The organism is Bacillus sp. 179-C3.3 HS (assembly GCF_047229225.1).
Classification (GTDB): Bacteria; Bacillota; Bacilli; order Bacillales; family Bacillaceae; genus Bacillus.
The window spans coordinates 1-26,441 of record NZ_JBFEFT010000007.1; the positions used below are offsets into that span (position 1 = coordinate 1).

The window sequence follows — 26,441 nt, forward strand, 5'->3', positions numbered from 1 at the left end:
TTTTCTCTATTATAAAATGAGGAGATGGGAATTTTAAGGGAAAAAATAAGGCTGTCAAGATTTTCTCGACAGCCTGAAGATGACGGTGATCGTCATCTTTTTTTATTGACACATTAAAGCCACAAAAAGCACGATTACAGATAGTTCATTTTTACCATTTTCGTGGATATGATGGAAAAATATCCTATCTTTTTGATACCATATATGTGTAAGTCATTACGTAAAGGGGGATAATGAATAGTATGAATGGTTTATTGCACAAGTTTCATGCAAAACTTACACTGGTAGTAGCTTTGATTTTGGCTCTCGGAATCACTTCCGCTTTTGGTCAAGCTTCAGCGAAAGAACAATGGGATCCACAAAAACAAGGAAGAATTGCACAGGCTATATTTGATGCTGCTGCATATCATGAAGAGAGTCAATCCTTTTCATTTGATGAATTCAAAGTCATGAATGCTGGACTATCAAAAGAGATTGCCTTAGAAATGAAAAACCACCTAGAATCATTAACCCCTCAAGAAGCTCAAATTGCATATGAAGAACAACAACTTGCTAAAGAAAAAGGCGAAGTAACCACTATGGTTGCTCCTATCGTCATTTGGGCCGCAAAAGTATTAGCTGGTGCAGGCCTAGCATGGCTTGGTAAAAAGCTATTAGATATGGGCGGCCACGAATTTTGTAAGCGATACAAAAATGAAAACAAGACGACTAAGTATGTGTGCAAATTCCTCTAAGGAGGTGCAAATTCTTGAAGAAAACAAATTGGTTTTTATCTGTGTTGATCACTGCCTTCATTTCGTTTGTGATCCAATCGGGATTAAGTAACGTTGGTGTGATTAACATGTCCAATATTTGGGCAGATTTAGTCAGCTGGATTGTGATTTTCTTCGTCGTATTTATTGGCGTTGAAGCTTCTTTAAGAACAATCCATAAAATGAGGCATCGAACTGAATAAACAGTATAAACACCCCTTCCATGCCGGAAGGGGTGTTATCTTTTTTACTATAATGTATTCAACTGCGACTGTGATGTAAGATAAACAAGCATTTGATGAACATGTCAAAGAAATGCTTATTTCTGACTCTGAAAGTCAACTCACGCTACAGTAGAATTGTTTAGATGTGATTCACTATTTAGATTTATGTTAATTACTCCAGCAAGTTACTTGATTTCATTCCAATTTTTAATCGCTTCTTCCCGACTCTTCCCTTGATTTTTTGGGTCAGCAAAAAAGTCACGAATGAATTGATTATATTCAAACTGAGGTGCATTTTCCTTTTTATACGAATGATCTTCCTTCCGTTCTTTCTCTACGTACCAAGCATCTACTGCATCACGATATGTTTTTCCGACATTGTTTTTGAAAAAGTTTTGAATATAGGTCGAAAAGTGAAAGTTGGGGATAATTGCCTTAAAAAACATCTTACATTTTGACTGCAACGATGGTTTTCCATAATAACTGTATCAAGACATAAATCTACTTGCGGTTCTACCTTCTTCGATGTTGATTTTCTGACAGGCTTTTTAATCTCCCCTGTCTGAAGGAAAATTTCAATCCTTTTGGTAATCTCTATTTTAGAACCAGAAGCACTTATTCCGTTATTTCTACAAAAAGATTGCAATTCTTCCTTTAACCAATAGAAATCTTTAAAACTTTCTACACTTATATCTTTCGTTAGATTAGGTCTCATCAATTACACCTCCGTATTCAATCCACATTACAGAACATATATTCCTATTTAGCGAAAATATTTAGAAATGACAAAGTTGAGAAAACAGCCTATGACAATCAAAAAAACAAATATGGATGAAAAAGAACATGACCAAGTTACATTCTTATTTTCGTAATCAACATTAAAAGTTATGTATTTTCTCAAGCTTAATTTGGGTGAATAAGTTAGCAATCAATAAAAACTCAAGTAACTACCTTATTCTTATCAGCAAAAATTAATACATTCTAACTTGTTGGAACGCTTCTATTATAAAATCACGTTCATTCTCATTCATATAATATTTGACCATTCTCCAAGATAATTTGAATAGGAAAGTCCGTATCTTATTGTTCAAATTGAATTTCCATCAAATTTTTTATCCAGACTTACCAAGATAAGATCATTTAGACTTTCGATTATAGAAATTTTGCAATATAAGATTAAAATCTCGTATCCTTAGATCATAATGATAATATTCGTTATCCAAAATAAGATCATTATAATTTTATCATTATTTCGCTCTAACCAACCATTTTCAGCCGATTTGATCTGATCGTTAATATTTATTAGTTCATTTACTGTATATCCCATTTCATACCACATCCCCCCAATATAAAACCTCCCTTACCGGGAAGAAAATACCTTTTAAACAACAAAAAAACTACAGCCAACTTTTGAAACTGACTGCAGTATATTCATAATTACCAATTATTCTTTTTTAATTCAATACCAATGGTTTAAATTTAATAATTTCATCGTCTTTTAATTGTTCAATAAAGATCATGATTTTCGCTGTAGCTTCTTCTGGTGATAATAAATCCCAAATCATTACCCCGCCGATAGCGTTCACATATTGCATCAGTGGACGCAATACTACATTACGCTCATCTTTTATTGAATGTATCTCATCGTTCGCTTTCCAGTCATCAATCATATTTAAAACATCTAATGTAGCAAATAAAGCAACACGATTACGGGATAGGTTAACAGTTTCCAACAAGATTGCTGCACGCTCTTGCTCTTTCAATGCAATTTTGGTGTAGTAATATGGGTCATCTAATTCTTTATCATAAGTCGTATAGGCATACCACCATAATCTTGACAAGCCATTTCGATAATAAGGTTTATCTTTTCCGAAAAAATATCTTGTATTGAGAGTTGTTTCTTTTCCATCTACAGGCCATCTTCTTAACATGTACTCCCAAAATTCTGTATGCACTAAATATGCCCAAAAACTTTCCTCTGAGGCAAGTTCAATTGGAATATCCTTGTATAGTTCATGTAAAACTTGAGCGTTGTCACTATCATAATTAGAAGGAGGTTCAGGACCAAACTTCATTTTCCTAGAATGATTGATAATAGCAGATTCATCCCCTAAATAATCAGCAACCCAGACATCGGTATCTTTTGAATAAAAGTGTAAGTTTTCTAATGCATGTGTTTTGACGGTTTGTAACGTTACTTCATCAAAATATCTCATTCTTCAGAATCCCCCCCTTCCAATAATTCTTGTAAATGATTCATTGCTTTTTTATTAGGGTCATCTAACATTTCGTGTGCGACTCCTATTAAATTTTGTTCGGGTAATGCATCTATACCCATCTTATTATGGTGCAATCGGGCTTCGATCGATTTATACCACGCAGTGTCCCGAATTTCTTCAATCCAGGTATCATCTCCGGATTGATAGGCTGCGCGTATATGATATAATGCCTCTGCCATCGCGGGGATATAATAAATTGCGGCCAAAATTGCGTCAGTTTTAGCCAATGTTGTACCATGTAAATACGATAATTGGTCAAAACTTTCTTTCGGCAATTGTATTCTAATCTTAGTATGCGATAGATCAATTGTTAATGGTTTAGCGTTTTTATCCATACTAGGTATTAATTCAAAAATAGAATTCACTTCAATAAGTGGTTCCTTCTCAATCTCCAGCGTTTCCGGCTGACCTATTGCAAGTAAATCTCCTTTTTCTAGTTCAAATTCAAATCCAGCTGAATAAAGATCTAATTCACTATTCTCGTAATCTGAAATGTTTTCGTTGGCCAAAACAAAAAAGTTAAGGTCTACTGTTTTATTTAAATCATGAATAGAGACCTCAAATTCTTCTGATTTCTGATTTGTTGTTAGTAATAAACGCTTCATTGTCGAAGGGCATTCGATATGCAGAGCAAAGACCGCTAGTCCTTGATCTATTAACCTTTGAATCGTTTTATTTTTTAATGTGTAATGAACCTTAAATCGCATTAAATCTAGTTCAACAGCTTCCTCAAGTTCTAAATTACATGAGAAGCGATAGTTTTTTTCAGATTCACATGGGGTGATTACTGGATATGGATAGTGTTTGGGACGTACCTTCACTGTGCTTGTACCTCCAATGCAAGTTTACTACGTGTCTTGAACATGACTTGAATTTCCACTACTTCATTTTTAGTGAATTGGAGTGGGCCAATTTCATTTTCTATTATTTGTAGCTTCTCTTTTGTGTTCATGTCAATCGCTTCAACGATTTTCAGTTCCGATTTCATGTTATTTTCACCGATACTGCTTATTAAAAATGTACGTTCCCCATCAGTAGAAGGCCAAAAACGAACATTATATAATCCTTTATTATAGTCTATGCAAAACGCACGTGCTCGTGAAATTTTTGCATGACTTGACCCACCTGCTTTTTTATGCTCGTTCCCTTTTGCATCTCCCTTTTTATTAGGTGGAGTTGAAATGATCCCATCCCCACCGTCTTCTCCACCTAATCCTATTGGCGGAGTCGTTACTTTTTGTTTTTTCTTCTTTTTAACTTTGCTCAATTTTTGCTTCATAGATTTTTTATTTATTTCAACAATAGGACTCTCCTTTTCTGTTACATCAGGCAACAGGTTTTCAAGCCCTTTTAATTCAATACTCTCTACATTTGACAAATCAATAAGATTGCGTGTTTCCTCATTCATCCACGTATTTATTTCACTCAAAAGACGTTTTGCATAAGGTATATTTTCTTTAAATAAATTCGGATCCCATTTATCGTGAGTTGGCGGCTCCATCTTTCTTAAAACCTCATTTAAGCGCCGTCCCTTTACAACTAGCAATCCAGCGAATTCTATTGGTGTTCTAAAATGACCTCTATCATATATTTGCATGCCAGTTCCACGATAAAGAACAATTCTCTTCTTAAACCCTTCGCGAGCTATTAAATGTAAATTAATCTCCTCTTCTATCCCCTTATCTGTAAGGAATTTTTTCGAAATTGGTTTAGATTCAGGATGAGTTAAAGCTTCATAATATTGGAGTAAAATATTATCCGGCTCTATTTCTGCTATATTCCCAATCTCATGCTTCAATGTTTCTGAATTCAAAACTTTATCATCAATATGTACTTCTAAATGACCATATGCAATAGCCAACATAAAGCTTGATATCGCTTCTTTCAATACTTCAAACTGCCAATCCTTAACTTCAGCAAATCCAATGATAAACTTATCTGTACCCCTTTTTGTACGACGGAATTTCTTAGGTACATCCTCTGCATTTATTATAGGCTTAAAGTCTTTTTCAACTGCAAATCCATAGTATCCAGTCCCTTGAGTCATATCATTGTCGTCATCAAGAAACGATGCAATTTTCGATACACCCTGGAAACCGAATTTATCTTCCTCATTTACAGTTCCATACATCACGGTTTGAAGATATGAAGCTGCGAAAGGAGCGTGTTTTCCAATACCGAAAGACCCGCTTGACATTGGTCCTTTTTCTGTAATTCCAGTTGAACGTACTAATGCCATCCAGCCCCCGCTGTTCTGTCCATTCTCACCGCCAATATTACTTAATCCTTTGGTATTGTAATCTTGGATAGCCATTACTTTAATCTCATCTTGCTGTAAAGTTTCAAGCCCTTTTGCAAAAAACTGCTCAGCATCCTGTTGATTATGACCATACCAATACGACTTGCCTAATTTAAATATATTTGTCAAACCTGTCGCGTCAGGTAATTCATCTTTTGATATATTAAACAATGAGAACTTAACTACTGTTGGTTCATCACTAGATGATCTTGCATCCAATGAGTCTTGCAATGTCTCTTTAGTAACTGACTGAATAGGAACCGACTTAAATTGCGTAATACCGGTATCATTCAATCCGCTAATATTTCCTCCGCCAGCAGACGGGAATTTCCACTTCGCATACATGTTATATCCCCCTCACAATAATCACTATTTATTCTAACATATAAAGAGGGAAATCATGAATCAAAAGCCAAATTGACAAGGTCACTAAAGGTATTTATCACCATATAAATCTATGAAATTGAATGAATTCTAGAAAGGAAAAGAGCATTCACTTTAAATCTCCTGCTGTATTATAAAATTAATTTAAAGCATTTTCCTAGGTCATCTTACTTATTGTTATAACATAAATATTAAAAGACGAGATCAGTCTGAAAATACATTTGTAATAATCAAGGAACAAAGAAAAAATACTGATTCTTATAACGGTGATTATTAAGTTATAAATTGAGGTATGTTAATATATAAAGGAGCAGGATCTTATGGCTGATATGATGACAAGGAAACAGAGAAGCGAAAATATTAGGGCAATTAAATATGTTTCTATTTAGAATCTATTGTTACCAAGAAATTTGGAGGAAAACCTGATATATCAATAAAAAATATAAAAATTACAATATTTAGCTATTCCTGCTTTTTACATCAATGTGCCGTACATGCTAATAAACCCAAAATAAATGTCAAGTATTGAAAAAGGAAATCAGAACGGAATATTGATGGGGGTAAGGTAGTAAATTAAAGCGAATTTGGGAACATGAGGTTAAAGACAATCTAGATAAAGTTATAGAGGAATTAAGTGATTTTATAATTGCCACTAAACAAAAAGAGACCCCGTGAAAGGTCTCTATAAACTGGGATTTCCATTTGTTCTTTCGTGTCTTCCTGGCTATATACTGTATCTAACGCTGTTAATAAATTAGTAGCAAGCTTTTTAATAACAGGTACACTAACAGCATTTCCTGCCTGCTTAGTATGTTGTAGTATGGATTGATAATTTAATGCTTCAATTCCGTTTTTATTATGAAATCAAACGTGGCACTTAAATTACTCCAAGCCGACAAGTAAGTTTCATTTTCAACAACTGTCCTGAGTTTTTGAATATTTGACCAACCAACTAGTACACCATATAAGTTAATGTTAGATTTCTTTACACCTTCAAAATCCTTTAAATACCCAAAAAGTTTATATGTGCCATCAACTAAGTATGACCTCTTATCAGATCTCTTCACTTCTATAATATAAAAACTCCTTTTATTCCCTTCAAGCACTTCTAAGACTAAGTCTGGTCTTCTTAGTTTATCACTCAACCCATACGCGTTCACGAGTGGACCATATTTGCTATTTAAAGAGAACTCCTTAGGAATAGCTTGAAAATATATATTAATTTCTTTATTGCCTAATAAGAATCTGCTGATAATTGATGATCCACCACCGATTAGAGCAATTCTATTCTCAATTCCACCGTTGTCTTTTATAGTTTCAATTAACTTAAATAGAACTGCAATTTCAAACAGTGTATCTTTGTTTAAAGGTTTTAAGGTTTTTCCTTGTAAAACTGAATCAAGATAATTTATTGGTTTATTAACAATAGTAAAATAAACTTCAGCTACTTTTGCAAGTTGTGAATACATTTGTCCGCGTGCGTTTTTTGCTTGGACTATTATTTTTGGAGTTATATCATGCATATCTCCGATTTTTCTAATGAATGGATTGTTAAGCAATCTTTTTGTCTTATGTCTAATACGATAGACTTGGTTAATCCATTTTTCACTTTTCTCTAATTCCTCGAGTTTTGTTTCTTCTTGTTCGAAGTCAGAGCTTATTAAAGAGTTGCAGATAAATAATATTCTTCGGAGCAGATAAAGTAATAACCTATTTTCCGGTAAATCGAATACTGATGATCGTTGGCTACATACAAAAATAGATGGGTCTCCTCCGGAAGCATTTCTTTCAGATATTGTTTTACTCCAATTTATCTTTCCTTTTACATTACCTTTCAGGACTTTGTGTTCTGTTAAAGACGTCTTTGAAAGGCGTTTTAGAATGGAGGGTGCAGTTATCTCTACAAACTCTTCAACTTCCCTATCAAGGGTAAAATATACATAAGTCAAATTCTGCAAATTACTTTTTGATACATTTGTTAGGTTTAAAAATACTTCCTCTGCAGATGCAACGGTTGAATTATTTTGGATAAACCTCCATAAATGTTTATTTGTTTGTTCAAGAATTTGAGAGTGATTTTTTGGCGACCAGCAATCGTTATTATAAATAACCATTTAATCCCCTGCCTGCCAAACAGAATTTTCTATTCAATTGATTCATCCCCGGTTTCACTTTCTTCAATTAATTCTTCTTGAGGATCAGTTTGACCACCCTCATTGCTCTCTTCACTCTCTGTTGGTGATGATTTTCTATCGACGTTTCTAAAGAAGTTATTTGGCAGTTCAAATAAGTCACTAACAAACCTCTTTAAAATTTCTCTTTCATTTTCTGATAAGAATAAGCCGATTTCACGATATAATTCAAGGATATCATTATGATCTAATCCTTCAAATTGAGGAATAACAGTTCCACAAACGGCCTCAATTCTACTCGAGTTATTAGTAATAATTATGTATTCCATTAACTCAATAATGATAGCCGGGCCTAAAGACTTAGGTGTTACTTCAACTAACTTATTTACAAAGTCTTTATTCAACTGGGTAAGATTCGAAGCATTGATTAAATTTGAATAGAAAGTTAAATCAGGAATTGGAATTTCTACAAATGCAAATCTACGCATAAATGCATAAGAAAATGCAAAAAGACTATTCTTATCGAAAGTATTCATTGTTCCTATAACTCTCCAATTTTGTCCAATGTAATATGTACAAGTTGAAGAATCATAATATGAATCCCTTCTATTATGATGTTTGATCTTTACTGGCCTATTGTTAGATTCAAATGGAAGTTCAATATTTTTCCCAGATAGTACAGTAAATAGTTGCCCAAAAGCCTTATCAATATCCGCACGATTTATCTCATCAATAATTAACCATTTATTTTCTTTAATACTTTTCAATACTATACCTTCATGAAATCTTAGTTTCCCTGCTTCATTAGGATCTGGCATGTATCCGCCAATTGTATCAAATGTACTCCAATCATCCGTAGCCGTACTTAAAATATATCCATCAATATAATTTGTTCTTGCTCCTTCTTCTGCCGCCCTTTCCGCAATAGTTGTTTTTCCTGTTCCTGGAGGTCCAGTTAAAATAATATTTTTTTGAATGTTAATATAGTTTTTGAAATACTCAATTGGTTTAATATCCATTTCTAATGGGCCCTTAATAACATTAAAATCTGGATTATAAAAATTGCTATATGCATTTGGTAAAGGTTGTTGTTGTTCTTCTTGAGCCCCGTGATGCAAAATTTCATTAAATGGAATTTTTTGTTCAATAAGGTAGCGCATTTCTGCTTTCACGTTTAGCATAATTCTTTCACCAAAAATATCTGTCAAGTCTTCTTCTAATTCCGGATATCTGTCAAGAATTGCTCTAACAAGACCAACAGCCTGAGGACCTCTTATAGCACTTAAGGCTTGATTTGGTTCTCCTTTAGTCATTGGTGAAATACCGGGTAAATTATATGTAGTTATATAGGGTACTAAGTTTTCTTTTTTTATATTTTCATCTAACAAAATATCTACATTAATTTTAAGTTTGAAGTTCCTTCCTTCATAAGCTATGTCATAGGGTGCACCAAATACATGTCCAATTCCAATTAATCCGGTCTCCCATGTTACCTCAGATCTATTTCTATCTCCTCCAAAGACGATAAAAATTACTTGGCCGTTATCTAATTCATCTTTAAATCTATTCAATTGAAGAACTTCAATTGGATTATCTAAATTTGATATGGACTCTACTGTTGTTGGATTACCTGTTTTAATACTATAAAAGACAAGTGCTTCTAATTCTTCATCGTTCAATGGCAACGCTTCTAATTCCTTGGCAGTAGTTTCATCACCAAATGAATCTTCTTTTAAGTTTTGTGAAAAATCAGGTAGTCTATAGGGTATGAATTCAACTTGATCATCTTCAAAAAGTGATGGGCTTCTTTTATTGTCTTCTCTCTCAGACACTTTGGTATCCCCCTAAAATAAATATTGTAATCTCTCCAAATTGTACCAAACAATACTAATGAAATGTAGGTTGTTTTTCAACATATGAGAAACAACTGGGATATAAGTATTGTTAATTATTTTATCTTTTTTCAGTTCAATTGGTAATAAAAAAGAGAAGCAATTATGCTCACCTTTGTCTTCTTTCTTGTTGTATTTACGACATATTTTCTGTCCTTTTAATCTGTAATTACAGAACTGGATTTCCTGCTGTGAAATTGGACCTTTACAGTCATCACAAACTGGTTGTCTATTCTGTTGAGGTAGTTGATTACTAAATGGGATTGTCTGATTATTAATGTTGTTTGCTGTCTTATTGTATTGTTGTTACCGATTTGTCTTGTTGTAATTGATCCTTCTTTCGTGGAATACACAAGGAATCCCGTGAAGATGAGCAACCCTTTTCATTGTGGACAATGCAATTTTAATAACAGGCAATAGGCAGTGCTGTTATAAAGCAAGGGAAAATCGGAGATGTAGGAAAAAGTGCTCAATCTTTTCTTTAATGGAACTTACCCATGTACCAAACTGTTCATTCAATCTTTCCAGTTGCACCTCCCCCCTCTCTTTATTTATCTAATTAAACATGGCTCTCCCTTCACCTTTATAGGAATTCATTAAAGTTAAAAAATGCAACTTTGGGGGAATTTCCAGTCGAATTATTATATAATTTGTAATAGGAGGGGGATTAAAATGCGGTTAAACTTAGAAAAACATCATGCTCTTGACGTGTATTCTTTCACGAACACTAAAGCATACTCACCGATTAGTACACTAAGTAAAGAAGTTATAGAAGGAGTATTTGAATTTGCATATGGAATGAGTTTTGAAGGTCAAGGACATCACAGAAATCATAGGACAGGTGGTATTGATCGAAGAAGAAATGGCCAAAAATTCGCTGATACCTTCCAAGGTAAACTTGCGGAGTTTGCATTGCGGAATTACTTTATAACTAATAATTTGGAAGTAGCAGAACCTGACACAGAAATGTATGAGGAAGGTGTTTGGGATACAAGTGATTTTGAATATAAGGATATTAAAATTGCTGTAAAATCAACAAAGTCCTTTGGGCAATTAATGCTGTTAGAGTCTGAAGACTGGAACGATAAAGGACTTTATATTCCAAACTTGGGTACGGGTAATGAATTATTCGACTATTTTATATTACTTAGAATTCACCCATTTACCCAATCAATATTATCAACAAACAGATGTTTGTTGAATGATACTATTGATAAAGATAATCTTAAGGAAATTATCATGCAGCAAGAATACTCTTATGATATTCCAGGATATATTTCGCATAATAACCTTGTTCAAATTATAGAAAATGATTATTTTATTCCCCAAGGAGCATTTCTAAATAGAATAGATGATAGAAACAAAATGGATGCTGATAATTATTACTTTCAGGCTGGATTTATGCATCCAACAGACCGATTAATTAATAGACTCAAAGACTTGTAAGTAATTTTTCAAACTGAATTATATGGTTGTGTATTAAGGACTTTTCGGTAAAACAAAATAAATAGAAAAAATACGATAAATGTTACCACATATCAAAGAATTGACTATATACAAAAATACCTTTTTAGATGATTTGTCTTTTATTAAACCAATAAAAGAATTTATTATTGAAGAACATAAAGAAGAATATATCCAAGAATTAAAAGAACTGTTTAGTACAATTGGCAGTTAGAGCCTTCTTCAGAAAGTATACTGGGAACTGATTCAATTGAAATAAAAATTACTCAAGCAAGTGCTGTAAAACTTCGTAAGTTGGATACAATAGTTCTCTCTAAAGATGAGATTGTTGACTTTATTAACTTGTTAATTAATTTTACTGATAACTTTCTTCATTTGTTTCACAACGAGTTGCTTCTCGGCAATATCGTAAATCAGAATCTTAAATACATGGACATTCACACCGTTTGTGAATGTCTTTTATCTTTCTTAGGTATTTGTTTACTGGTTTATGGAATGTAAATAACGGTAACAATTAAAACTAAAAGAGAGGAGGTTATTTAGTGGTAGATAACTTAACGAAAGAACAACGAAGAAAGAATATGCAGGCCATAAAATCAAATATCTAAACTTGAAAGTATTGTTTCTAAAGAGTTATGGAAAATGGGCTTTCGCTTTAGAAGGAAGTCTAATAAATTGTTTGGAAAACCGGACATTTCAGTTAAGAAATATAAAGTTGCTATTTTTATTGATTCTTGTTTTTGGCATCAATGTCCTCTTCATTCGAATAAGCCAAAATCTAATATAGATTACTGGGAAAATAAATTAAACCGTAATCAGGAAAGGGATAAGGAGGTTAATGAGTTTTATTTAAAGAAAGGTTGGAAAGTAATAAGAGTTTGGGAACATGAAGTTAAAAATGATTTAGAAAAAGTAGTACTAGAATTAGCCGAGTTTATTAAAGAAGCCCAAGAAGGAAAAAAAGAGACCAAATTTTACCTCTTTAGCATGGGGTTAATATCACAAAATAAGATTATATAAAGTGCTTTAACTAAAATGGAACAGAGATGTATAAGCCTCTATCTTCATTTTTCGGATAAACACCCAAATTGTTCCAGAGTTTTAATACCGTTTGCGACAAGTCTTCGAATACTTCTACGCTCTCCCAATTGCCGTATGATTCATATAATTTTTCCAAATTTGGACAGAGTTGTTCCCAAACACCATCTAAGTAGGGATACTTTCGAATAATCTCATTGAGATCTTTAGGAAGAGTAAGGTTAAAACAATGACAATAACCAATGAAATACGAGATAACTTTTAATAATAAAGAAGTCAGTAATTGAATTTCACCAAACAGTTTATCAATATCATTATCTATTCGATATGAGAGGATATATTCTTCACAATTTTCTTTGGTCTCTGGGATTAAACTTAGAATGCTTTCAATATAAAAATCATGATTCTCTGGTGTGGATTTAGAAGAAAGTCTTGTTGCAATATATTCACTCCAAATTAAATCTGCATGAGCGTATGCAATCTGCTTAACTTTATCTTTGGTATTAAAAAATAATTGTTCTAAGTCAGTTACACCAAAGGCATTGTACTTTTCACTATCATCATGAACATGACAAAATTCATGATGTATAATGTGTACAGAATGTTGATTATGTTCCTCACTGAATAATGTATAGATTATTCGCGGATCAAAAAAAACAGAAATCTTAAACTCTCCATTATCTATATAGTTCAAAACTTTACCCATAGCAATTCCAAATTCGTTATTAGTATAGCCTTTCCGCAATCCATAATTTCGTTGGAATTGTATTAATTCTTCACCAAAATCATTTGGAACAATTATAGATTGTAAAGAAGTTAAATTTAGTTCATTTAGTTGACCAATAATTTGTTTGAATGCTTTTTCCACTGCTTTAACCATATCTTTGTCTAATTGTTTATCGTTTATAATAATCTCCATAATTATTTCCCCCAAAAAAATTGCATTACAGTCTATTTTAATCCATATTACCACCAATATCCATATGAAAAAAGTTTATTATAAATTGACAAAAAAGCACTGCAATCGCAGTGCTCGGTAAATCTAAATACTCTCAAATTTTTTGGTATGGTTTTTCTTTACTAATGTCTGTCTTATCTAATGCACTCAGTAAATTTTCAGCAATTCTCTTGATAACCGGTACACTTACAGCATTTCCGGCTTGCTTATATACATGGGAGTTAGCCATTCTTACCGGGATCTTAAAATCTTCCTGGAATCCTTGGAAACTTAATGCCTCTCGTGGAGTTAACTTTCTGAATCCCCAATCATCAATAATTAGCGGGACATTATGCCCCCCTGTGCCCATATTTGCTGTCAAGGTTGGGCAAACTTTCGATTGATTCTCACGAACATACACTCTTCGCAATTGATACACCGTTTCCCGATTTTTCATAGTTTCTTTCAACATATTGTAGTACTGAGAGGAAACAGTATAGTAATAAATATCATCTTGCTTTTCTTTTCTGTTGAGAATATCATCAATCGTCTTCGTTAACTTTATTGGATCTGGAAACTTAAAGTTCTTGAGGGCTTCTTCGTTATCAAATCCAACAATGAAAATACGCTCCCTATTCTGAGGTATGTTTCCAAATTCCATTGTGTTCATTACTTTATAATCAAAGAAATAGCCAGAATCCCACAACATTTGCTGAATAACTTTAAATGTGTTTCCTTTGTCATGTCCGACCAAATTCTTGACATTTTCTAAGAAGAAGGCCTTCGGTTTTTTACTTCTAATGAAACGGATCACATCAAAAAATAGAGTTCCTCGCGGATCTTTCGCTTCCGTGAAACCGCCACACTCTGGGCAAATTGGTCCTTCTACATACTCCTCATAACTGACAGTATGCTCGAAATCACAGTCGTGGCACTGGTATTTCATGCCGTGTCTTTGGCCTGCAACACTAAAAGCAACGCATGGCCAACCCGCAGTAATGATATCCACGTCAGGCATATCATGACCATCTAAGTTGCGGATATCTTCAACTACTAACTTGTGATTAAAGTTTTCTTCGTATGTCATAGCAGCGTATTTATCAATTTCATTCGCCCATTTAATTACTGCTCCCGCTTGTTCGAATCCCTTATCAATCCCTCCAATTCCAGCGAAAAGAGATGCTATAGTAAATTTTCCATTCTCCAATTGAAATAACCTCCATAAGAACTGATGTTCTGATATATTTAAATTAATTGTAGCATGATATAACGAATTTGGATGCCCCTTAAGGTTATTTTTTTACTTATAATCTATTATTTAATTCAAATTCGTCATATGTCCCCGTTTCAGCAAAGTCTATTTGGAAAACCAGATTATCTAACTTTGTGACAATTACTGAATCAATTCCTATATCTATTAACATTTGTTTCGTTACAACGGTACCTTCTGGCACACATAACACCGTCCGTAAGATCCATTCGCCTAATGTGACATTCGGATTTGACATTAACCCTTTACCATTGGTTTGGCACATTTTAGAAGACATTGTGTTTCCATTCGGAAGTATTATAGTGAAATTTTCTTTTTGATCTGTTGCAAGGTCATAAGGGAAGAACCCCCGGAATTGTTGATGAATCCAAACTGGTACTGGAATATATGCCTCGTTAACATCTCTACTTCTATTAGTTTGATCTGCATTCCAGGCATTTAAGCCGCTTCTCGGATATACCAATCCATCTCGTGAAGAATAAAGAGGTAAAACAACCTTTTGATACTGCTCCTCGAAACTCTCGTGTGATAGATACATGCTTCTCCCTTCTGGACTAAGAATAAGATCAAATGGATTTTCCAAGATATCAACATCAAGAGTAGCAACAGGATTGTTCGTAATAAATCTTTTGTAGAGTGTACTCTTAGATTTTGAGAATCTATATTCAGCATGTCTATCCCTAAACCAAATTGTTTTCGAAGTAGTATTTCTTGTGTTTAAACGTAAAGTACGAAAATCTATAAACTGCAATTCCTCTTCATGCAATTCAAATACGCCTTCTTTTCTTGTGACTAAGTGATACATCATACTAACTGCATCAGTCATGTGTAATGCTAAGTCTATACGTTCGTTTCGAAGTCTTGCTAATTCATATATAATTTCTTCGTTTGTTCTATTTTGGAAATTTTCGATTTCGCCATTGAATTCGGCAATCTTTTCAACACAACGGCCATTTCGATGTTGAAATGTTTTTAGCGCAATACCTATTCCATCTTTTAAAGCATCAAATGTAATGTCACCACGTGACAAGTTATGTGCATTAAATGATCTACAGAATATGTTTTCAGCCGCACGATAATACAAGTATGGAATTTCACTGTCTGAAAAAAGATTCGATATCGAACCAACCGCTTGTAGTAATCTTACATACTCTTCTTTTTGCTCTTGACTTTGATTTTGAAAGAACATTTACCCATCCCCTTTGAGTTCATAAAAAAAAGAAGAGAACTAGTCTCTTCTTCTCGTCTCGTCTTTAATACCTTTTCTAAGTTCATATACGACCGTTCGAACGGATAAGTATTGTTGCGTGTTCTTGGGTATTGCAAATGGAGACGGTGGGAGTCGAACCCACGTCCAGAGATATCGATTACTTAAGCGTCTACGAGCGTAGTCAACATATTTACGTGTTCACTCATCCTCATGCCTGCTGACGGGCGCTTGGAGAGCTAGTCTGATGGGTCTCTTCTTACGTCCTCAGACGGGAACGTAAGCGTAGCCTACTTCATTGGGCTCTTCACAGACACATAGGCAATGTCAGGAAGAGCTCGCTGCGCTTATTAGGCAGCTAGTGCTAAGTTTTGGTTAAAACTTTTAGTTTTGCCAGTTACATTTAAGTGCGTGTTAACGAGATCGCCTCTCGGCTCGCAGCTCAAGCTCGAACCATCCCTGTCGAATCCGTAACGTCCCCTTGTCAAAAGGGATATACGGGATAGAAACATTCAGCTTAACTGCTTCCGTATATAACTATTATAACAATCTCATCGCCCGAAACAACTGGTGGTTTCTGTCAATTGAAAGCGATGTTTGTTTACTGTAAGGCATATTGTAGCATAGTGTTGATGTGTTCAGCAAGCGATCTGCCTTTCATACTAGAATTGCTTTTGTCGGTCACGGAAGGCACGTTCAATTTCACGTTTCGCGTCTTTCTTCTTAAGGTCTTCCCGCTTGTCATATTTCTTTTTACCTTTCCCAACACCGATTAACACTTTGGCAAAACCGTTTTTCAAATATAGTTTGATTGGGACAAGTGAGTAGCCTTCTTCTTTCGTCGCCCCAATCAACTTACTAATTTGCTTTCGGTGAAGCAGTAACTTTCTCGTTCTTAGTGGGTCATGGTTATAGCGGTTCCCCTGCTCGTATGGGCTCACGTGCATGTTGTGAAGAAACACTTCTCCTCGTTCGATTTTGGCAAAGGAATCTTTTAAATTCACTCTTCCTGCACGAATCGATTTAATTTCAGTTCCCTGTAACACAAGGCCTGCTTCGTATGTTTCTTCTATAAAATAGTCATGGTTGGCTTTTTTATTTTGGGAAACAACCTTTCCCTCTCCCTTTGGCATTGGCGTACACTCTCCTTTTGACGATCACGTTCTCAAATCGCACGGATCATTTTATCAAACAATCCTGCATTCGACAACGCTGATGCAATGTGGACAAAAAGCAAATAGAGCATGAAGCGCTATTTGCTTTTTTGGCACATTACTTTTTCTTTTTGCGCTTTTGCTTCGGTGCATTTTCGAATACACGCTTTTTCTTTTTCTTCTTCTTTCGGTTGGTGAACCAGTCACCACCGCTTTTTTCCTGCTTGTCTTTCGGTTTATCACCAGATCCTCGACCTCTTTTGGCTGGCGGATCTGTTCGTTTTTTAAACTTGAAGTCTTTTGGTGATTTACGGCGAGTGCCTTTCATGCCGACAATTTCAAAATCAATGGCATGCTCTTCTTTATTAACTTCCACGACTTTGACAGTGATTTCGTCACCAATTCGGTACACATTCCCCGTCCGTTCTCCGATCATAGCAAAATGCTGTTCGTCAAAGCGGTAGTAATCATCCGTCATATAGCTGACGTGCACAAGGCCTTCAATCGTATTTGGCAATTCAACGAACAGACCGAAATTTGTCACGGAACTAATCATTCCATCAAACTCTTCACCGATCTTATCAAGCATGAATTCTGCCTTCTTCAGATCATCTGTTTCACGCTCTGCATCGACTGATCGGCGCTCCATTTTAGATGTATGATCTGCGATTTCAGGTAACAGCTGTTCCCATTTTTCAATCGTCGCATCGTCTGTCTTTTTCTGAATTAAATAGTTTCTGATCAGCCTATGGACAATTAAATCCGGGTAACGGCGGATCGGTGATGTAAAGTGTGTATAAAATTCAGTTGATAAGCCAAAGTGACCAATGCTTTCTGGATCATACTTCGCCTGTTTCATCGAACGGAGCATCACCGTTTGTATGACCACTTCTTCTGGTTGGTCTCGAACGGCATCTAGTACACTTTGGAGAGCACGTGGGTGAATATTCGTTGAAGTTCCTTTCACGATATACCCAAATGTCGTCACAAACTCTAAAAAGCGTTGCAGTTTCTCTGGGTTTGGTTCTTCGTGAATACGGTAAATGAACGGGACGTTCATCCAGTGGAAATGCTCTGCTACAGTTTCGTTCGCGACAAGCATGAATTCTTCAATTAATTTTTCCGCTACTGAACGCTCTCGAATGACGACGTCTTTGGCAGCACCTTCTTCATCTACAAGCACTTTGGCTTCTTTGAAGTCAAAATCTACTGCACCACGCTCCATTCGTTTGTCACGAAGAATCTCTGCTAGCCTCTCCATGTCCTGGAACATTGGCACAAGCGGCTCATATTTATGAAGAAGTTCTTCATCTTGGTCCACTAAAATTTTATTTACATCTGAATATGTCATTCTTTCAGTCGTTTTGATCACGCTCTGGAAAATCTCATGCTTGATGACTTTACCATGTCGATCAATGACCATTTCACAAGAAAGTGTGAGGCGATCGACCTTCGGGTTTAATGAACAAATGCCATTTGATAGGCGGTGAGGAATCATCGGAATCACGCGGTCTACAAGATAGACACTCGTTCCGCGTTCATATGCTTCCTGATCAATCGGGGAATTCTCTGTGACATAATGAGATACGTCAGCAATATGAACACCTAGCTTATAATGACCGTCATCAAGCTTTTGCACAGTGACAGCATCATCTAAGTCCTTTGCGTCTGCGCCGTCAATCGTCACGATCGTTTCGTGACGTAAATCGCGTCTGTCTTTCAGATCTTTTTCGTCAATGGCATCAGGTATCGCTGTTGCTTGTTCTATTGCTTCCTCTGGGAATTCACCTGGAAGACCGTGTTTGTGAATGATCGATAAAATATCGATGCCTGGATCGTTTTTATGACCCAAGATTTCAGTCACTTCGCCTTCTGCGCTCATTCTTCCCTCTGGGTAGCTTGTAAGTGTCACAACAACCTTATGGCCTTCAACTGCACCATTTTTAGCGGATTTCGGAATGAAGATATCATGTGTGATCTTTTTATCATCAGGAATGACAAATCCAAAGCTTTTTGTTTCTGTATAGGTACCAACGACCGTCTGAATATTTCGCTCGAGAATTCGGATGACTGTACCTTCTTGTTTTGACCCATTAGATTTATGGCTGACCCGCACCATGACAGTGTCCCCATTCATCGCTGTTCCTAGCTCTGTTGGAGGAATAAAAATATCATCCTGTCCAAACTCTTCAGGTGTTACAAAGGCAAAGCCCTTCGCATGTGCAGACAGCTTTCCTTTCACCAAATTCATTTTTTCAGGTACGCCATATCGATCACTGCGTGTCCGTACGATCAGCCCTTGCTCTTCTAATGTCACGAGTGCTTTAATGAGTTCTTTATAGTCATCCGCATTGGTAATTTCCATCATCACTTCTAACTCTTGTACTGTTAGTGGTTTGTACGCTTCTTCTTTCATGAAAGCGAGTAATTCATCCATAAATTCTTCTTTTTGCACACTCTAACCTCCTATATTTAAATTGACCAATCAAGTGATTCTAAGAATGTAAACACATCCTGATGAACCTTCTCCCGCTCTTTATCAAGCGTAATGACGTGGCCCGATTCTTCATACCATTTTAAATGCTTTTGATCTGTCTCTACTTCGTTATAAATAATGTTAGCACTATCTGTATTAATCATATGATCATGACGTGCTTGCACAACAAAAGTAGGTGAATAAATCATGTCAACATTGTTTCTGACATCAGCAATTAGTTCTTGTAGTGCTTTGAGTGTACCCATTGGCGTTTTCTTGAACTCTTCCATTTCTTGTTCAATTTGCTCTTCTGGTTTTCCCTCGAATTTCTTATAATTACGGGCATATTCTAGTATACCTTGATACATAATTTCTTCGCTTTTTATATACATAGGTGCACACATAGGAACAATTCCCTTTACAGGTACAGTGTAACCTAATTTCAATGAAAAAACTCCTCCGAGAGATAGACCAGCGACAGCAATCTCTTCATACCCTTCATCTTTTAAAAACTGGTAGCCTTCTTCAACATCTTTCCACCAATCTGCCGGACCGGTATGAACAAGCTGTTCCGGGGGCACACCATGTCCCTTGTATTGAGGTGCGTGACATGTATAACCTCTTTCGTTCAAGTAGCGGCCAAGCATTCTAACATCTGCTGTATTCCCAGTAAAACCGTGAAGAAGCAGTACCGCTTTTTTTCCACCTTTAAACGTAAATGGCTTTGGGGTAACAACTTTCATGATGTGACTTCCTTTCTATCTGATATGGTTTATATTTTCCACTTGTATGTAAAAAACAAACATCGAGAGTGCTTGTAATAAAAAAAGGTCTGAAAAAAGATCAGACCTTTGGTTACTCGCGCCTTACACGCCTAAATATGCCAATGCAAGTGTTAAAATGAAGAAAAGCACTGACAAAATGACAGTCAATCGGTGAAGGATTAGGTCTAGACCTCTCGCTTTTTGTTTACCGAAAAGCTGCTCGGCTCCACCTGAAATAGCGCCTGACAGTCCAGCACTTTTACTTGATTGTAATAACACAACGATGATAAGTGCGATACTGACAATAACGAGTAATGTAATAACAAACGCGTGCATAAAAAACACCTCCAGTCAAACTGGTACACATAACCTTATTTTACATGAAAATAAGGTACATGTCACGAAACATCAAAATAAAGATTTCCTATATATTTTCGGCATTCCATCATGTTTCAATTCATTTTCAACCCAACATCATTTTTTGCATGCCTTTTATGTGTCAGAAATCATTTTTTAATGATTTGCTTCTTCTTTTAAGAGCTGTTTTAATTCTACTAACAAACGCTCCGCTCCTTCAGGGCTGAGCATCACTTTTCCATTGCCATAGCTTTTGTTGTATTTGGTGACTTGTCCTGTTAATAGACAACTTTTATCGGCCTCATACTTTTTCAACATAATGGTTTGATCTTCGATAAAAATTTCTAATAACTGCTCTTCTTTTATACGAAGTACCCTTCTCATTTCTGAAGGCAGGACAATTCTGCCGAGAGAATCAATTTGTCTGACCATACCAGTTCTTTTCAATGACTTTTCCTCCCTATACTTTGTGAAGCTATTTCGTTCATTGACTTTTGTCAACATCTTCATAGTAAAATAGTTCTTCAAACTTTTTATCAAAGTAATGAATCATTTTACCAATCACGAGTTGTCCTGGTTTTCGATGACCATTTAATACCCTACTGAGTGTTGCCGGCGAAATACCAATTTCATCAGCTAGCTGATTTAAGGACATATCGTTTTCTATCATATACTGCATGACAAACGCTCGTCTGATTTGAATCTTTTCGGACATGATTACACCCTCCTATAGGATCAATATGTAAAGCTTGTAGGACTCTTACGCCACAACATCCATTTACTTATGTCAACACTTTTCCATCAATGCTATTCCCTTTGGTCAATGCACATACTAAAATAAGTCATATACTGAATTGTGAGGTTCGATGACATGAATCATTTTGGTGAACAATTACGCATGTTAAGAGAAAAAAGAAAGTTGTCTGTCAATCAACTCGCCATGTATTCAGGTGTAAGCGCTGCTGGAATTTCACGTATTGAAAATGGAAAGCGTGGTGTACCGAAGCCGTTAACGATTAAGAAGCTAGCACACGCTTTGAAGGTGCCTTATGAGGATTTAATGCTAATTGCTGGTCATATTGAACAAGAAACCATTCATGAAATGAAACCGACATATGAGTCCATGTTGAAAATACATCAAATAGCGCTTCAAAACAATGTCGATCACCTCCCTCTTTTTGACGGAGACCAATGGGAAACACTCTCCACACAAGACATCAATCAACTCAATCAATACTTTCTTACGCTTATCAACCAAAAAAAGGCGAATCAATAGAGAAGCATAAACTAAAGATACATCCACCATTAACTAATGTCAATATTTTCATGGCGACATCATTGCCAATAGTCAATAAATCAAGTAAAATAGATATATCTAATTTTAACCATGTGAGGTTTTGCGTTGATGAGCTTCGGTGCATATTTAAGAGCATTGCGTGAAGATAAGAAACTATCAGTGAACCAATTAGCGATGTATTCAGAGGTGAGTGCTGCTGGAATCTCCCGTATTGAAAATGGGAAACGCGGTATTCCTAAACCCCCAACGATTAAGAAACTAGCTGGTGCCTTAAAGGTACCCTATGAAGAAATGATGCAAGCGGCTGGATATATTGAAGAAGCCTTCACACCCGTAGTGAAAGCTGAAGAAACGACTCTTACTAAAATAAAGGAAGCGGCAGAGCAATATGAACTTGGTCATCTCGAACTTTTTGATGGTGACATTTGGAGTACATTGTCTAAGAAAGAAATTGAAGATTTAAACCGGTACTTGCTATTTATGTTAAATAGTCGTTCTTCTTGATGAAATGTTTGTTCTTTGACAAGCATTTCGCGCTGACTTATCACTGAATTACGGTATAATGGGTTCAGATTGGAGTGAAGAAAGATGAATCAATCTGAAATGTGCCCGCGGTTTGAAAAAGCAGTGGAGTTATTAAGTAAACGCTGGGTTGCACTGATTGTTTTTCAGCTTCTTTCAGGTCAACAACGCTTTAGTGAAATCGAGGCAGCCCTGACGAATTTAAGCGGAAGAGTTTTATCTGAGAGATTAAAAGATTTAGAAGCAGCAGGTATTGTGAAACGAGAGGTTTTTGCTGAAACACCTGTAAGAATTGAATATTCTTTAACTGATATGGGGCATTCGCTTGCACCTGTTTTCGAGGAAATTGCGAAGTGGTCTTCTGAATGGATCAAAGTTGAATCCTAAATTTCCTCTAAAGTGTCTGTCGCCTGAAATAAAACAAACTCCCTTACGTGTAGTAAGGGAGTTTGTGTCTCTTCTCACATCAACCGTCTTAAGCAGATGTGATGTTTTTTTCAGATAACGCTTTGTTTTCTCTTTTCTTGTTTGTCGGGCTTAAGTATCGTTCAAGCCAGCCCATGACAAGATCGGCTATGATGGCCATGAGCGCAGTTGGAATAGCGCCTGCTAATATAATGGCTGTTCCGTTTGTGGCGTTTGATCCTCTGATGATGATATCACCAAGTCCTCCAGCACCTACAAATGTCCCAATCGCTGTAATACCGATGGCGATGACAAGTGCAGTTCTTAAACCAGCCATAATGACAGATAAAGCAAGCGGTAATTCAACCATTCTCAGCACTTGCCATTTTGTCATCCCCATCGCCTTACCTGAATCCAAATACGCTTGCTCGATACTAACAATCCCTGTATACGTGTTTCGGATGATGGGCAAAAGCGAATATAAAAAGAGTGATAGGATGACGGTATTTGCACCAAGTCCTAAGACAAGCATCAACACAGAAAGCATTGCTAAAGCTGGTATGGTTTGAATGACATTTGTAATGGCAAAAATCCAACTGCTCAACTTACGGTAATGCGCCACAAAAATGCCTACCGGGATCCCCACAATCGCCGCAAACAACACCCCATACGCTGACATGAGAAAATGTCGATAAAATTCTTCTAACACATATGAACCGTTCTGCTGATAGTACGTCCATAATTGCTGCAATGTCTCCATTAGCCGTGACACCTCCCATACTTACTCAAAATAATTGTGTTTTTTCAAGAAATTCTTCGCAACCGTCGCTGGTTCTTGAAGCTCTCCATCGACCTGATAGTTGAGTTCTTGCATTTGTTCTGTATCAATTTTTCCGATGAGTTTGTTAATTACTTGATCCAGTCCTGGATTCTCTTTTAAGACCTTTTCTGGCACAACGGGTGATGCATCATATGGAGGGAAAAAGCGTTTATCGTCTTTTAGAATTTTGAGGTCATAGGCTTTGATTCGTCCATCTGATGAATAAGCAAGCACAATATCCATTTTTTCATTTTTCAGTGCATCATAGACGAGACCAATTTGCATTGGATAGGTATTTCCAAATTCAAAACCGTATGTTTTCACAAACCCTTCATAACCGTCGCCTTTCTTTTTGAGCCAAATATTATCGACACCGAAGCGGTATTTTTCTGCATGCTTTTCCAAATCAGAGACCGTTTCTAAGTTGTGTTCCTTGGCCATCTTTTGTGTCACAGCAAAGGCATAAGTATTGTCAAATCCGTATGAATCAAACCATCTGTAATCATACCGGTCTTTAAATTCTTTTTGGACGATCTTCAATGCACGTTCCGGATCCTTTTCTGCATCCATCCCGAGCGTACTTGATAGATCCGTTCCAGTATATCTTGTAGCGGCTATATCGACATCTCCGTTTTCCATTGCCTTTTGATGTACGGTATTGGAGCCTAGGTTTTTCACGATGGTTGTCTGTTTATCTGTGTAATGCTCAATGGTTTCTGCAACGATGTAGGCCATGATTTCTGATTCGGTAAAGTTTTGTGCTCCAATTCGCAATGTGTTGCTTGAGGAGCCGGCTAGTCCAGGAAGTGAACAGCCACTTAACCATACGATGCATCCTGCAAGCAGTACACTGATCCATTTTCTTCTTTGATTTTTCATATGAGCCAACTCCTTATGAAACTTCCTTCAACCCTTTTAAGCCTTCTGGTGTGACCTTGTTCTCGACCTTCATGAGTGTAAAATCAATGATCACTGCTAAGATCGTGACCGGGATGGCACCAGCGATGATGTATTCTGGTTGATACAACTGAAGACCAATCAAAATATAATCACCAAGACCACCTCCACCGATAAATGCAGCAAGAGTTGTCCAGCCGATCAAATAAATGGTTGAGATTCTAATGCCCGCCATAATGATTGGAACCGCAAGTGGGAGTTCAACAAGACGAATTTGTTCCCATGCGGTCATGCCAATCCCTTTTCCGGATTCAAGCAGGTTTTTGTTTACTCCTTGAACGCCGGCGTACGTATTTCTCAAAATAGGCAAGACTGAATAAAAAAACAATGCAACAATTGCAGGTATTTTCCCAACTCCCAAAATAGGAATAAAAAATGCAAGAATCGCTAAACTAGGGAGTGTTTGAAAGATGTTCACAACACCGATGACAAAACCTGCGCCTTTTTTCATTCGTGTGAGAAGGACGCCTAACGGAACAGCTACGATAATGCCAAGCACGACGGCAATTAAAGAAATATATAAATGCTCCCACGTTTTTGTCAGTAGTTCCCCACCATTATTCTCTAGAAAATTGATGATTGCATCCATTTGGACACCTCCTTAGTTTACTTCAGTGACAGCCTGTGTATCTTCTCCCCAAATAGAGTCGTACACCACATCAACAAGACTTGCACGTGTGACGATGCCTTTTAAATGTCCTTGTGCATCCACAACCGGTACATATTTAATGCCTTGTTTTAATATTTTTCGAATTGTATCTCTTAGGAGGGAACCTTCTTGTACAGTATAAAACTCTGTATTTAGCATCTCGCCAACAAAGGCTGCTTTTCTACGGTTTGCATCAATCGTTTCAATGTCGATGTAGCCTTTGAGCACCTGATTTTCATCGACAACGAGTAAGGAATCTACGCGCTTTTCTCTCATGATGTAAATCGCATCAGTCAGTGTTTTTTCAACGGTAATGGTGACTGGGGATGTGTTCATCATTTGTTCTACACGTTCCATATTCGGGTTTGATTGCAGCAGGCGTTCTTTCCCGATAAATTCTTCTACGAATTCATTGACAGGATTTCGCAAGATTTCTTCTGGCGTCCCTACTTGAACGATTTCTCCATCTTTTAAAATCACAATACGATCGGCTAGTTTAATCGCTTCATCCATATCATGTGTGACGAACACAATCGTTTTATTTAACGTCTTTTGTAGCTTCTTAAATTCTTCTTGCAATGAATCACGTGTAATTGGATCAAGTGCTCCAAATGGTTCATCCATGAGGATCAAAGGGGGTTCTGCTGCAAGTGCGCGAAGAACACCAATTCGTTGCTGTTGTCCTCCACTTAGTTCATGCGGGTAACGATCTAAATATTCTGGGCCCATATCGACGAGCTTGAGTAATTCTCTTGCCCGTTCTTCTCGTTTTTCTAATGGCCATTTTAATAGCTTCGGGACAAGTGAAATATTTTGTGCGATGGTCATATGAGGGAAAAGTCCAATTTGCTGAATGACATAACCGATTTCTCTTCTTAATTGGACCGGATCTTTTGTCATAATGTTTTCTCCCTCGATGAATATGTTGCCTGAGGAAGGTTCGATCAGTCGATTAATCATTTTCATGGTCGTTGTCTTACCACAGCCACTCGGTCCAATAAAACAAATAAATTCTCCTTTTGCTATTTCTAAATCAATATTTTTGACGGCTTTCTTTCCACCTTTATACGTCTTAGATACATTTTCTAGTTTCAGCAACTGAGACACCTCCAATTAGTCGGGTATATTTTCAGAAAATTTTCACCTTATTAATTATAGGGCA

General features: G+C 36.3%; 25 protein-coding genes, 1 other RNA gene and 1 pseudogene. 7 read left to right on the plus strand and 20 right to left on the minus strand.

All coding sequences use genetic code 11. From position 1 onward, the window contains the following. The first annotated feature begins 242 nt into the window (after positions 1-242). Together AB1K80_RS06430 and AB1K80_RS06435 are read left to right on the plus strand one after the other, a co-directional pair. Positions 243-734 (plus strand): hypothetical protein, encoded by a 492-nt coding sequence (locus AB1K80_RS06430; protein ID WP_412855792.1) that lies wholly within the window; start codon positions 243-245, stop codon positions 732-734. A gap of 14 nt (positions 735-748) precedes the next feature. Beyond that, complete coding sequence (locus tag AB1K80_RS06435) at positions 749-955, plus strand: hypothetical protein (protein WP_412855793.1); 207 nt, start codon at positions 749-751, stop codon at positions 953-955. A gap of 206 nt (positions 956-1,161) precedes the next feature. Here the strand turns inward: AB1K80_RS06435 and AB1K80_RS06440 are convergent. The 6 genes and pseudogenes from AB1K80_RS06440 to AB1K80_RS06465 all read right to left on the minus strand — a co-directional run bounded on the left by AB1K80_RS06440 (position 1,162) and on the right by AB1K80_RS06465 (position 9,902). Then, positions 1,162-1,691, minus strand: a pseudogene (locus AB1K80_RS06440) (DUF6434 domain-containing protein). 739 nt (positions 1,692-2,430) lie between these two features. Next, positions 2,431-3,192, minus strand: a complete 762-nt coding sequence (locus AB1K80_RS06445) for a DUF6339 family protein (RefSeq protein WP_412855794.1) — start codon at positions 3,190-3,192, stop codon at positions 2,431-2,433. Then, the gene (locus AB1K80_RS06450) at positions 3,189-4,076 is read right to left on the minus strand and encodes a hypothetical protein (protein ID WP_412855795.1); all 888 of its coding nucleotides are present in this window, start codon (positions 4,074-4,076) and stop codon (positions 3,189-3,191) included. Before AB1K80_RS06450 ends, AB1K80_RS06445 begins: the two co-directional genes overlap by 4 nt. Further along, complete coding sequence (locus AB1K80_RS06455; RefSeq protein ID WP_412855796.1) at positions 4,073-5,899, minus strand: hypothetical protein; 1,827 nt, start codon at positions 5,897-5,899, stop codon at positions 4,073-4,075. Before AB1K80_RS06455 ends, AB1K80_RS06450 begins: the two co-directional genes overlap by 4 nt. 872 nt (positions 5,900-6,771) lie before the next feature. Next, complete coding sequence (locus AB1K80_RS06460) at positions 6,772-8,052, minus strand: hypothetical protein (protein WP_412855797.1); 1,281 nt, start codon at positions 8,050-8,052, stop codon at positions 6,772-6,774. A 29-nt stretch (positions 8,053-8,081) separates the two neighbouring features. Beyond that, positions 8,082-9,902, minus strand: coding sequence for an AAA family ATPase (locus AB1K80_RS06465; RefSeq protein ID WP_412855798.1), 1,821 nt, complete (start codon positions 9,900-9,902; stop codon positions 8,082-8,084). Between the two features lie 732 nt (positions 9,903-10,634). Between AB1K80_RS06465 and AB1K80_RS06470 the strand changes: the two genes are divergently transcribed. Together AB1K80_RS06470 and AB1K80_RS06475 are read left to right on the plus strand one after the other, a co-directional pair. After that, positions 10,635-11,408 carry a hypothetical protein gene (locus tag AB1K80_RS06470; RefSeq protein WP_412855799.1) on the plus strand — a complete coding sequence of 258 codons (774 nt, stop codon included), beginning with the start codon at positions 10,635-10,637 and terminating at the stop codon, positions 11,406-11,408. A gap of 660 nt (positions 11,409-12,068) precedes the next feature. Continuing rightward, a complete protein-coding gene (locus AB1K80_RS06475; RefSeq protein WP_412855800.1) occupies positions 12,069-12,446 on the plus strand; it encodes a very short patch repair endonuclease in 378 nt (125 codons plus the stop codon). 10 nt (positions 12,447-12,456) lie between these two features. Here the strand turns inward: AB1K80_RS06475 and AB1K80_RS06480 are convergent, their stop codons facing one another. The 10 genes from AB1K80_RS06480 to AB1K80_RS06525 all read right to left on the minus strand — a co-directional run bounded on the left by AB1K80_RS06480 (position 12,457) and on the right by AB1K80_RS06525 (position 21,347). Continuing rightward, the gene (locus AB1K80_RS06480; protein ID WP_412855801.1) at positions 12,457-13,383 is read right to left on the minus strand and encodes a hypothetical protein; all 927 of its coding nucleotides are present in this window, start codon (positions 13,381-13,383) and stop codon (positions 12,457-12,459) included. Between the two features lie 133 nt (positions 13,384-13,516). Further along, positions 13,517-14,608, minus strand: a complete 1,092-nt coding sequence (locus AB1K80_RS06485; RefSeq protein ID WP_412855802.1) for a DNA cytosine methyltransferase — start codon at positions 14,606-14,608, stop codon at positions 13,517-13,519. A 97-nt stretch (positions 14,609-14,705) separates the two neighbouring features. Further along, positions 14,706-15,860, minus strand: coding sequence for a restriction endonuclease (locus AB1K80_RS06490; protein WP_412855803.1), 1,155 nt, complete (start codon positions 15,858-15,860; stop codon positions 14,706-14,708). Between the two features lie 135 nt (positions 15,861-15,995). Continuing rightward, positions 15,996-16,359, minus strand: a transfer-messenger RNA (tmRNA) gene (gene ssrA, locus AB1K80_RS06495). Between the two features lie 181 nt (positions 16,360-16,540). Then, the gene (gene smpB / locus AB1K80_RS06500) at positions 16,541-17,011 is read right to left on the minus strand and encodes an SsrA-binding protein SmpB (protein ID WP_412855804.1); all 471 of its coding nucleotides are present in this window, start codon (positions 17,009-17,011) and stop codon (positions 16,541-16,543) included. Positions 17,012-17,150: 139 nt separating this feature from the next. After that, positions 17,151-19,487 carry a ribonuclease R gene (gene rnr, locus AB1K80_RS06505; protein WP_412855805.1) on the minus strand — a complete coding sequence of 779 codons (2,337 nt, stop codon included), beginning with the start codon at positions 19,485-19,487 and terminating at the stop codon, positions 17,151-17,153. A gap of 17 nt (positions 19,488-19,504) precedes the next feature. Next, positions 19,505-20,251 carry an alpha/beta hydrolase gene (locus AB1K80_RS06510; RefSeq protein WP_412855806.1) on the minus strand — a complete coding sequence of 249 codons (747 nt, stop codon included), beginning with the start codon at positions 20,249-20,251 and terminating at the stop codon, positions 19,505-19,507. A 123-nt stretch (positions 20,252-20,374) separates the two neighbouring features. Next, the gene (gene secG / locus AB1K80_RS06515; RefSeq protein ID WP_003212746.1) at positions 20,375-20,608 is read right to left on the minus strand and encodes a preprotein translocase subunit SecG; all 234 of its coding nucleotides are present in this window, start codon (positions 20,606-20,608) and stop codon (positions 20,375-20,377) included. Between the two features lie 177 nt (positions 20,609-20,785). Continuing rightward, positions 20,786-21,076, minus strand: coding sequence for an AbrB/MazE/SpoVT family DNA-binding domain-containing protein (locus tag AB1K80_RS06520; RefSeq protein ID WP_412855807.1), 291 nt, complete (start codon positions 21,074-21,076; stop codon positions 20,786-20,788). Positions 21,077-21,113: 37 nt separating this feature from the next. Then, the gene (locus AB1K80_RS06525) at positions 21,114-21,347 is read right to left on the minus strand and encodes a helix-turn-helix domain-containing protein (RefSeq protein WP_412855905.1); all 234 of its coding nucleotides are present in this window, start codon (positions 21,345-21,347) and stop codon (positions 21,114-21,116) included. A gap of 153 nt (positions 21,348-21,500) precedes the next feature. Here AB1K80_RS06525 and AB1K80_RS06530 point away from each other — a divergent pair, with 153 nt between their 5' ends. The 3 genes from AB1K80_RS06530 to AB1K80_RS06540 all read left to right on the plus strand — a co-directional run bounded on the left by AB1K80_RS06530 (position 21,501) and on the right by AB1K80_RS06540 (position 22,835). Then, positions 21,501-21,905, plus strand: a complete 405-nt coding sequence (locus AB1K80_RS06530) for a helix-turn-helix domain-containing protein (RefSeq protein ID WP_412855808.1) — start codon at positions 21,501-21,503, stop codon at positions 21,903-21,905. A 129-nt stretch (positions 21,906-22,034) separates the two neighbouring features. Beyond that, positions 22,035-22,430, plus strand: a complete 396-nt coding sequence (locus AB1K80_RS06535) for a helix-turn-helix domain-containing protein (RefSeq protein WP_412855809.1) — start codon at positions 22,035-22,037, stop codon at positions 22,428-22,430. An 84-nt stretch (positions 22,431-22,514) separates the two neighbouring features. Beyond that, positions 22,515-22,835 (plus strand): winged helix-turn-helix transcriptional regulator, encoded by a 321-nt coding sequence (locus tag AB1K80_RS06540; RefSeq protein WP_412855810.1) that lies wholly within the window; start codon positions 22,515-22,517, stop codon positions 22,833-22,835. Positions 22,836-22,923: 88 nt separating this feature from the next. Here AB1K80_RS06540 and AB1K80_RS06545 read toward each other — a convergent pair whose 3' ends face one another. Genes AB1K80_RS06545 through AB1K80_RS06560 form a run of 4 tightly spaced genes read right to left on the minus strand, consistent with a single transcriptional unit; the run spans position 22,924 to position 26,377 of the window. Beyond that, entirely contained in the window at positions 22,924-23,613 is a 690-nt protein-coding gene (locus AB1K80_RS06545) for an ABC transporter permease (RefSeq protein ID WP_412855811.1), read from the minus strand. Positions 23,614-23,634: 21 nt separating this feature from the next. Further along, positions 23,635-24,552 (minus strand): osmoprotectant ABC transporter substrate-binding protein, encoded by a 918-nt coding sequence (locus AB1K80_RS06550; RefSeq protein ID WP_412855812.1) that lies wholly within the window; start codon positions 24,550-24,552, stop codon positions 23,635-23,637. 13 nt (positions 24,553-24,565) lie between these two features. Beyond that, positions 24,566-25,219 (minus strand): ABC transporter permease, encoded by a 654-nt coding sequence (locus tag AB1K80_RS06555; protein WP_412855813.1) that lies wholly within the window; start codon positions 25,217-25,219, stop codon positions 24,566-24,568. 12 nt (positions 25,220-25,231) lie between these two features. Further along, on the minus strand, positions 25,232-26,377 hold the full coding sequence (locus tag AB1K80_RS06560) for a betaine/proline/choline family ABC transporter ATP-binding protein (protein ID WP_412855814.1): 1,146 nt from the start codon (positions 26,375-26,377) through the stop codon (positions 25,232-25,234). Positions 26,378-26,441 lie beyond the last annotated feature (64 nt).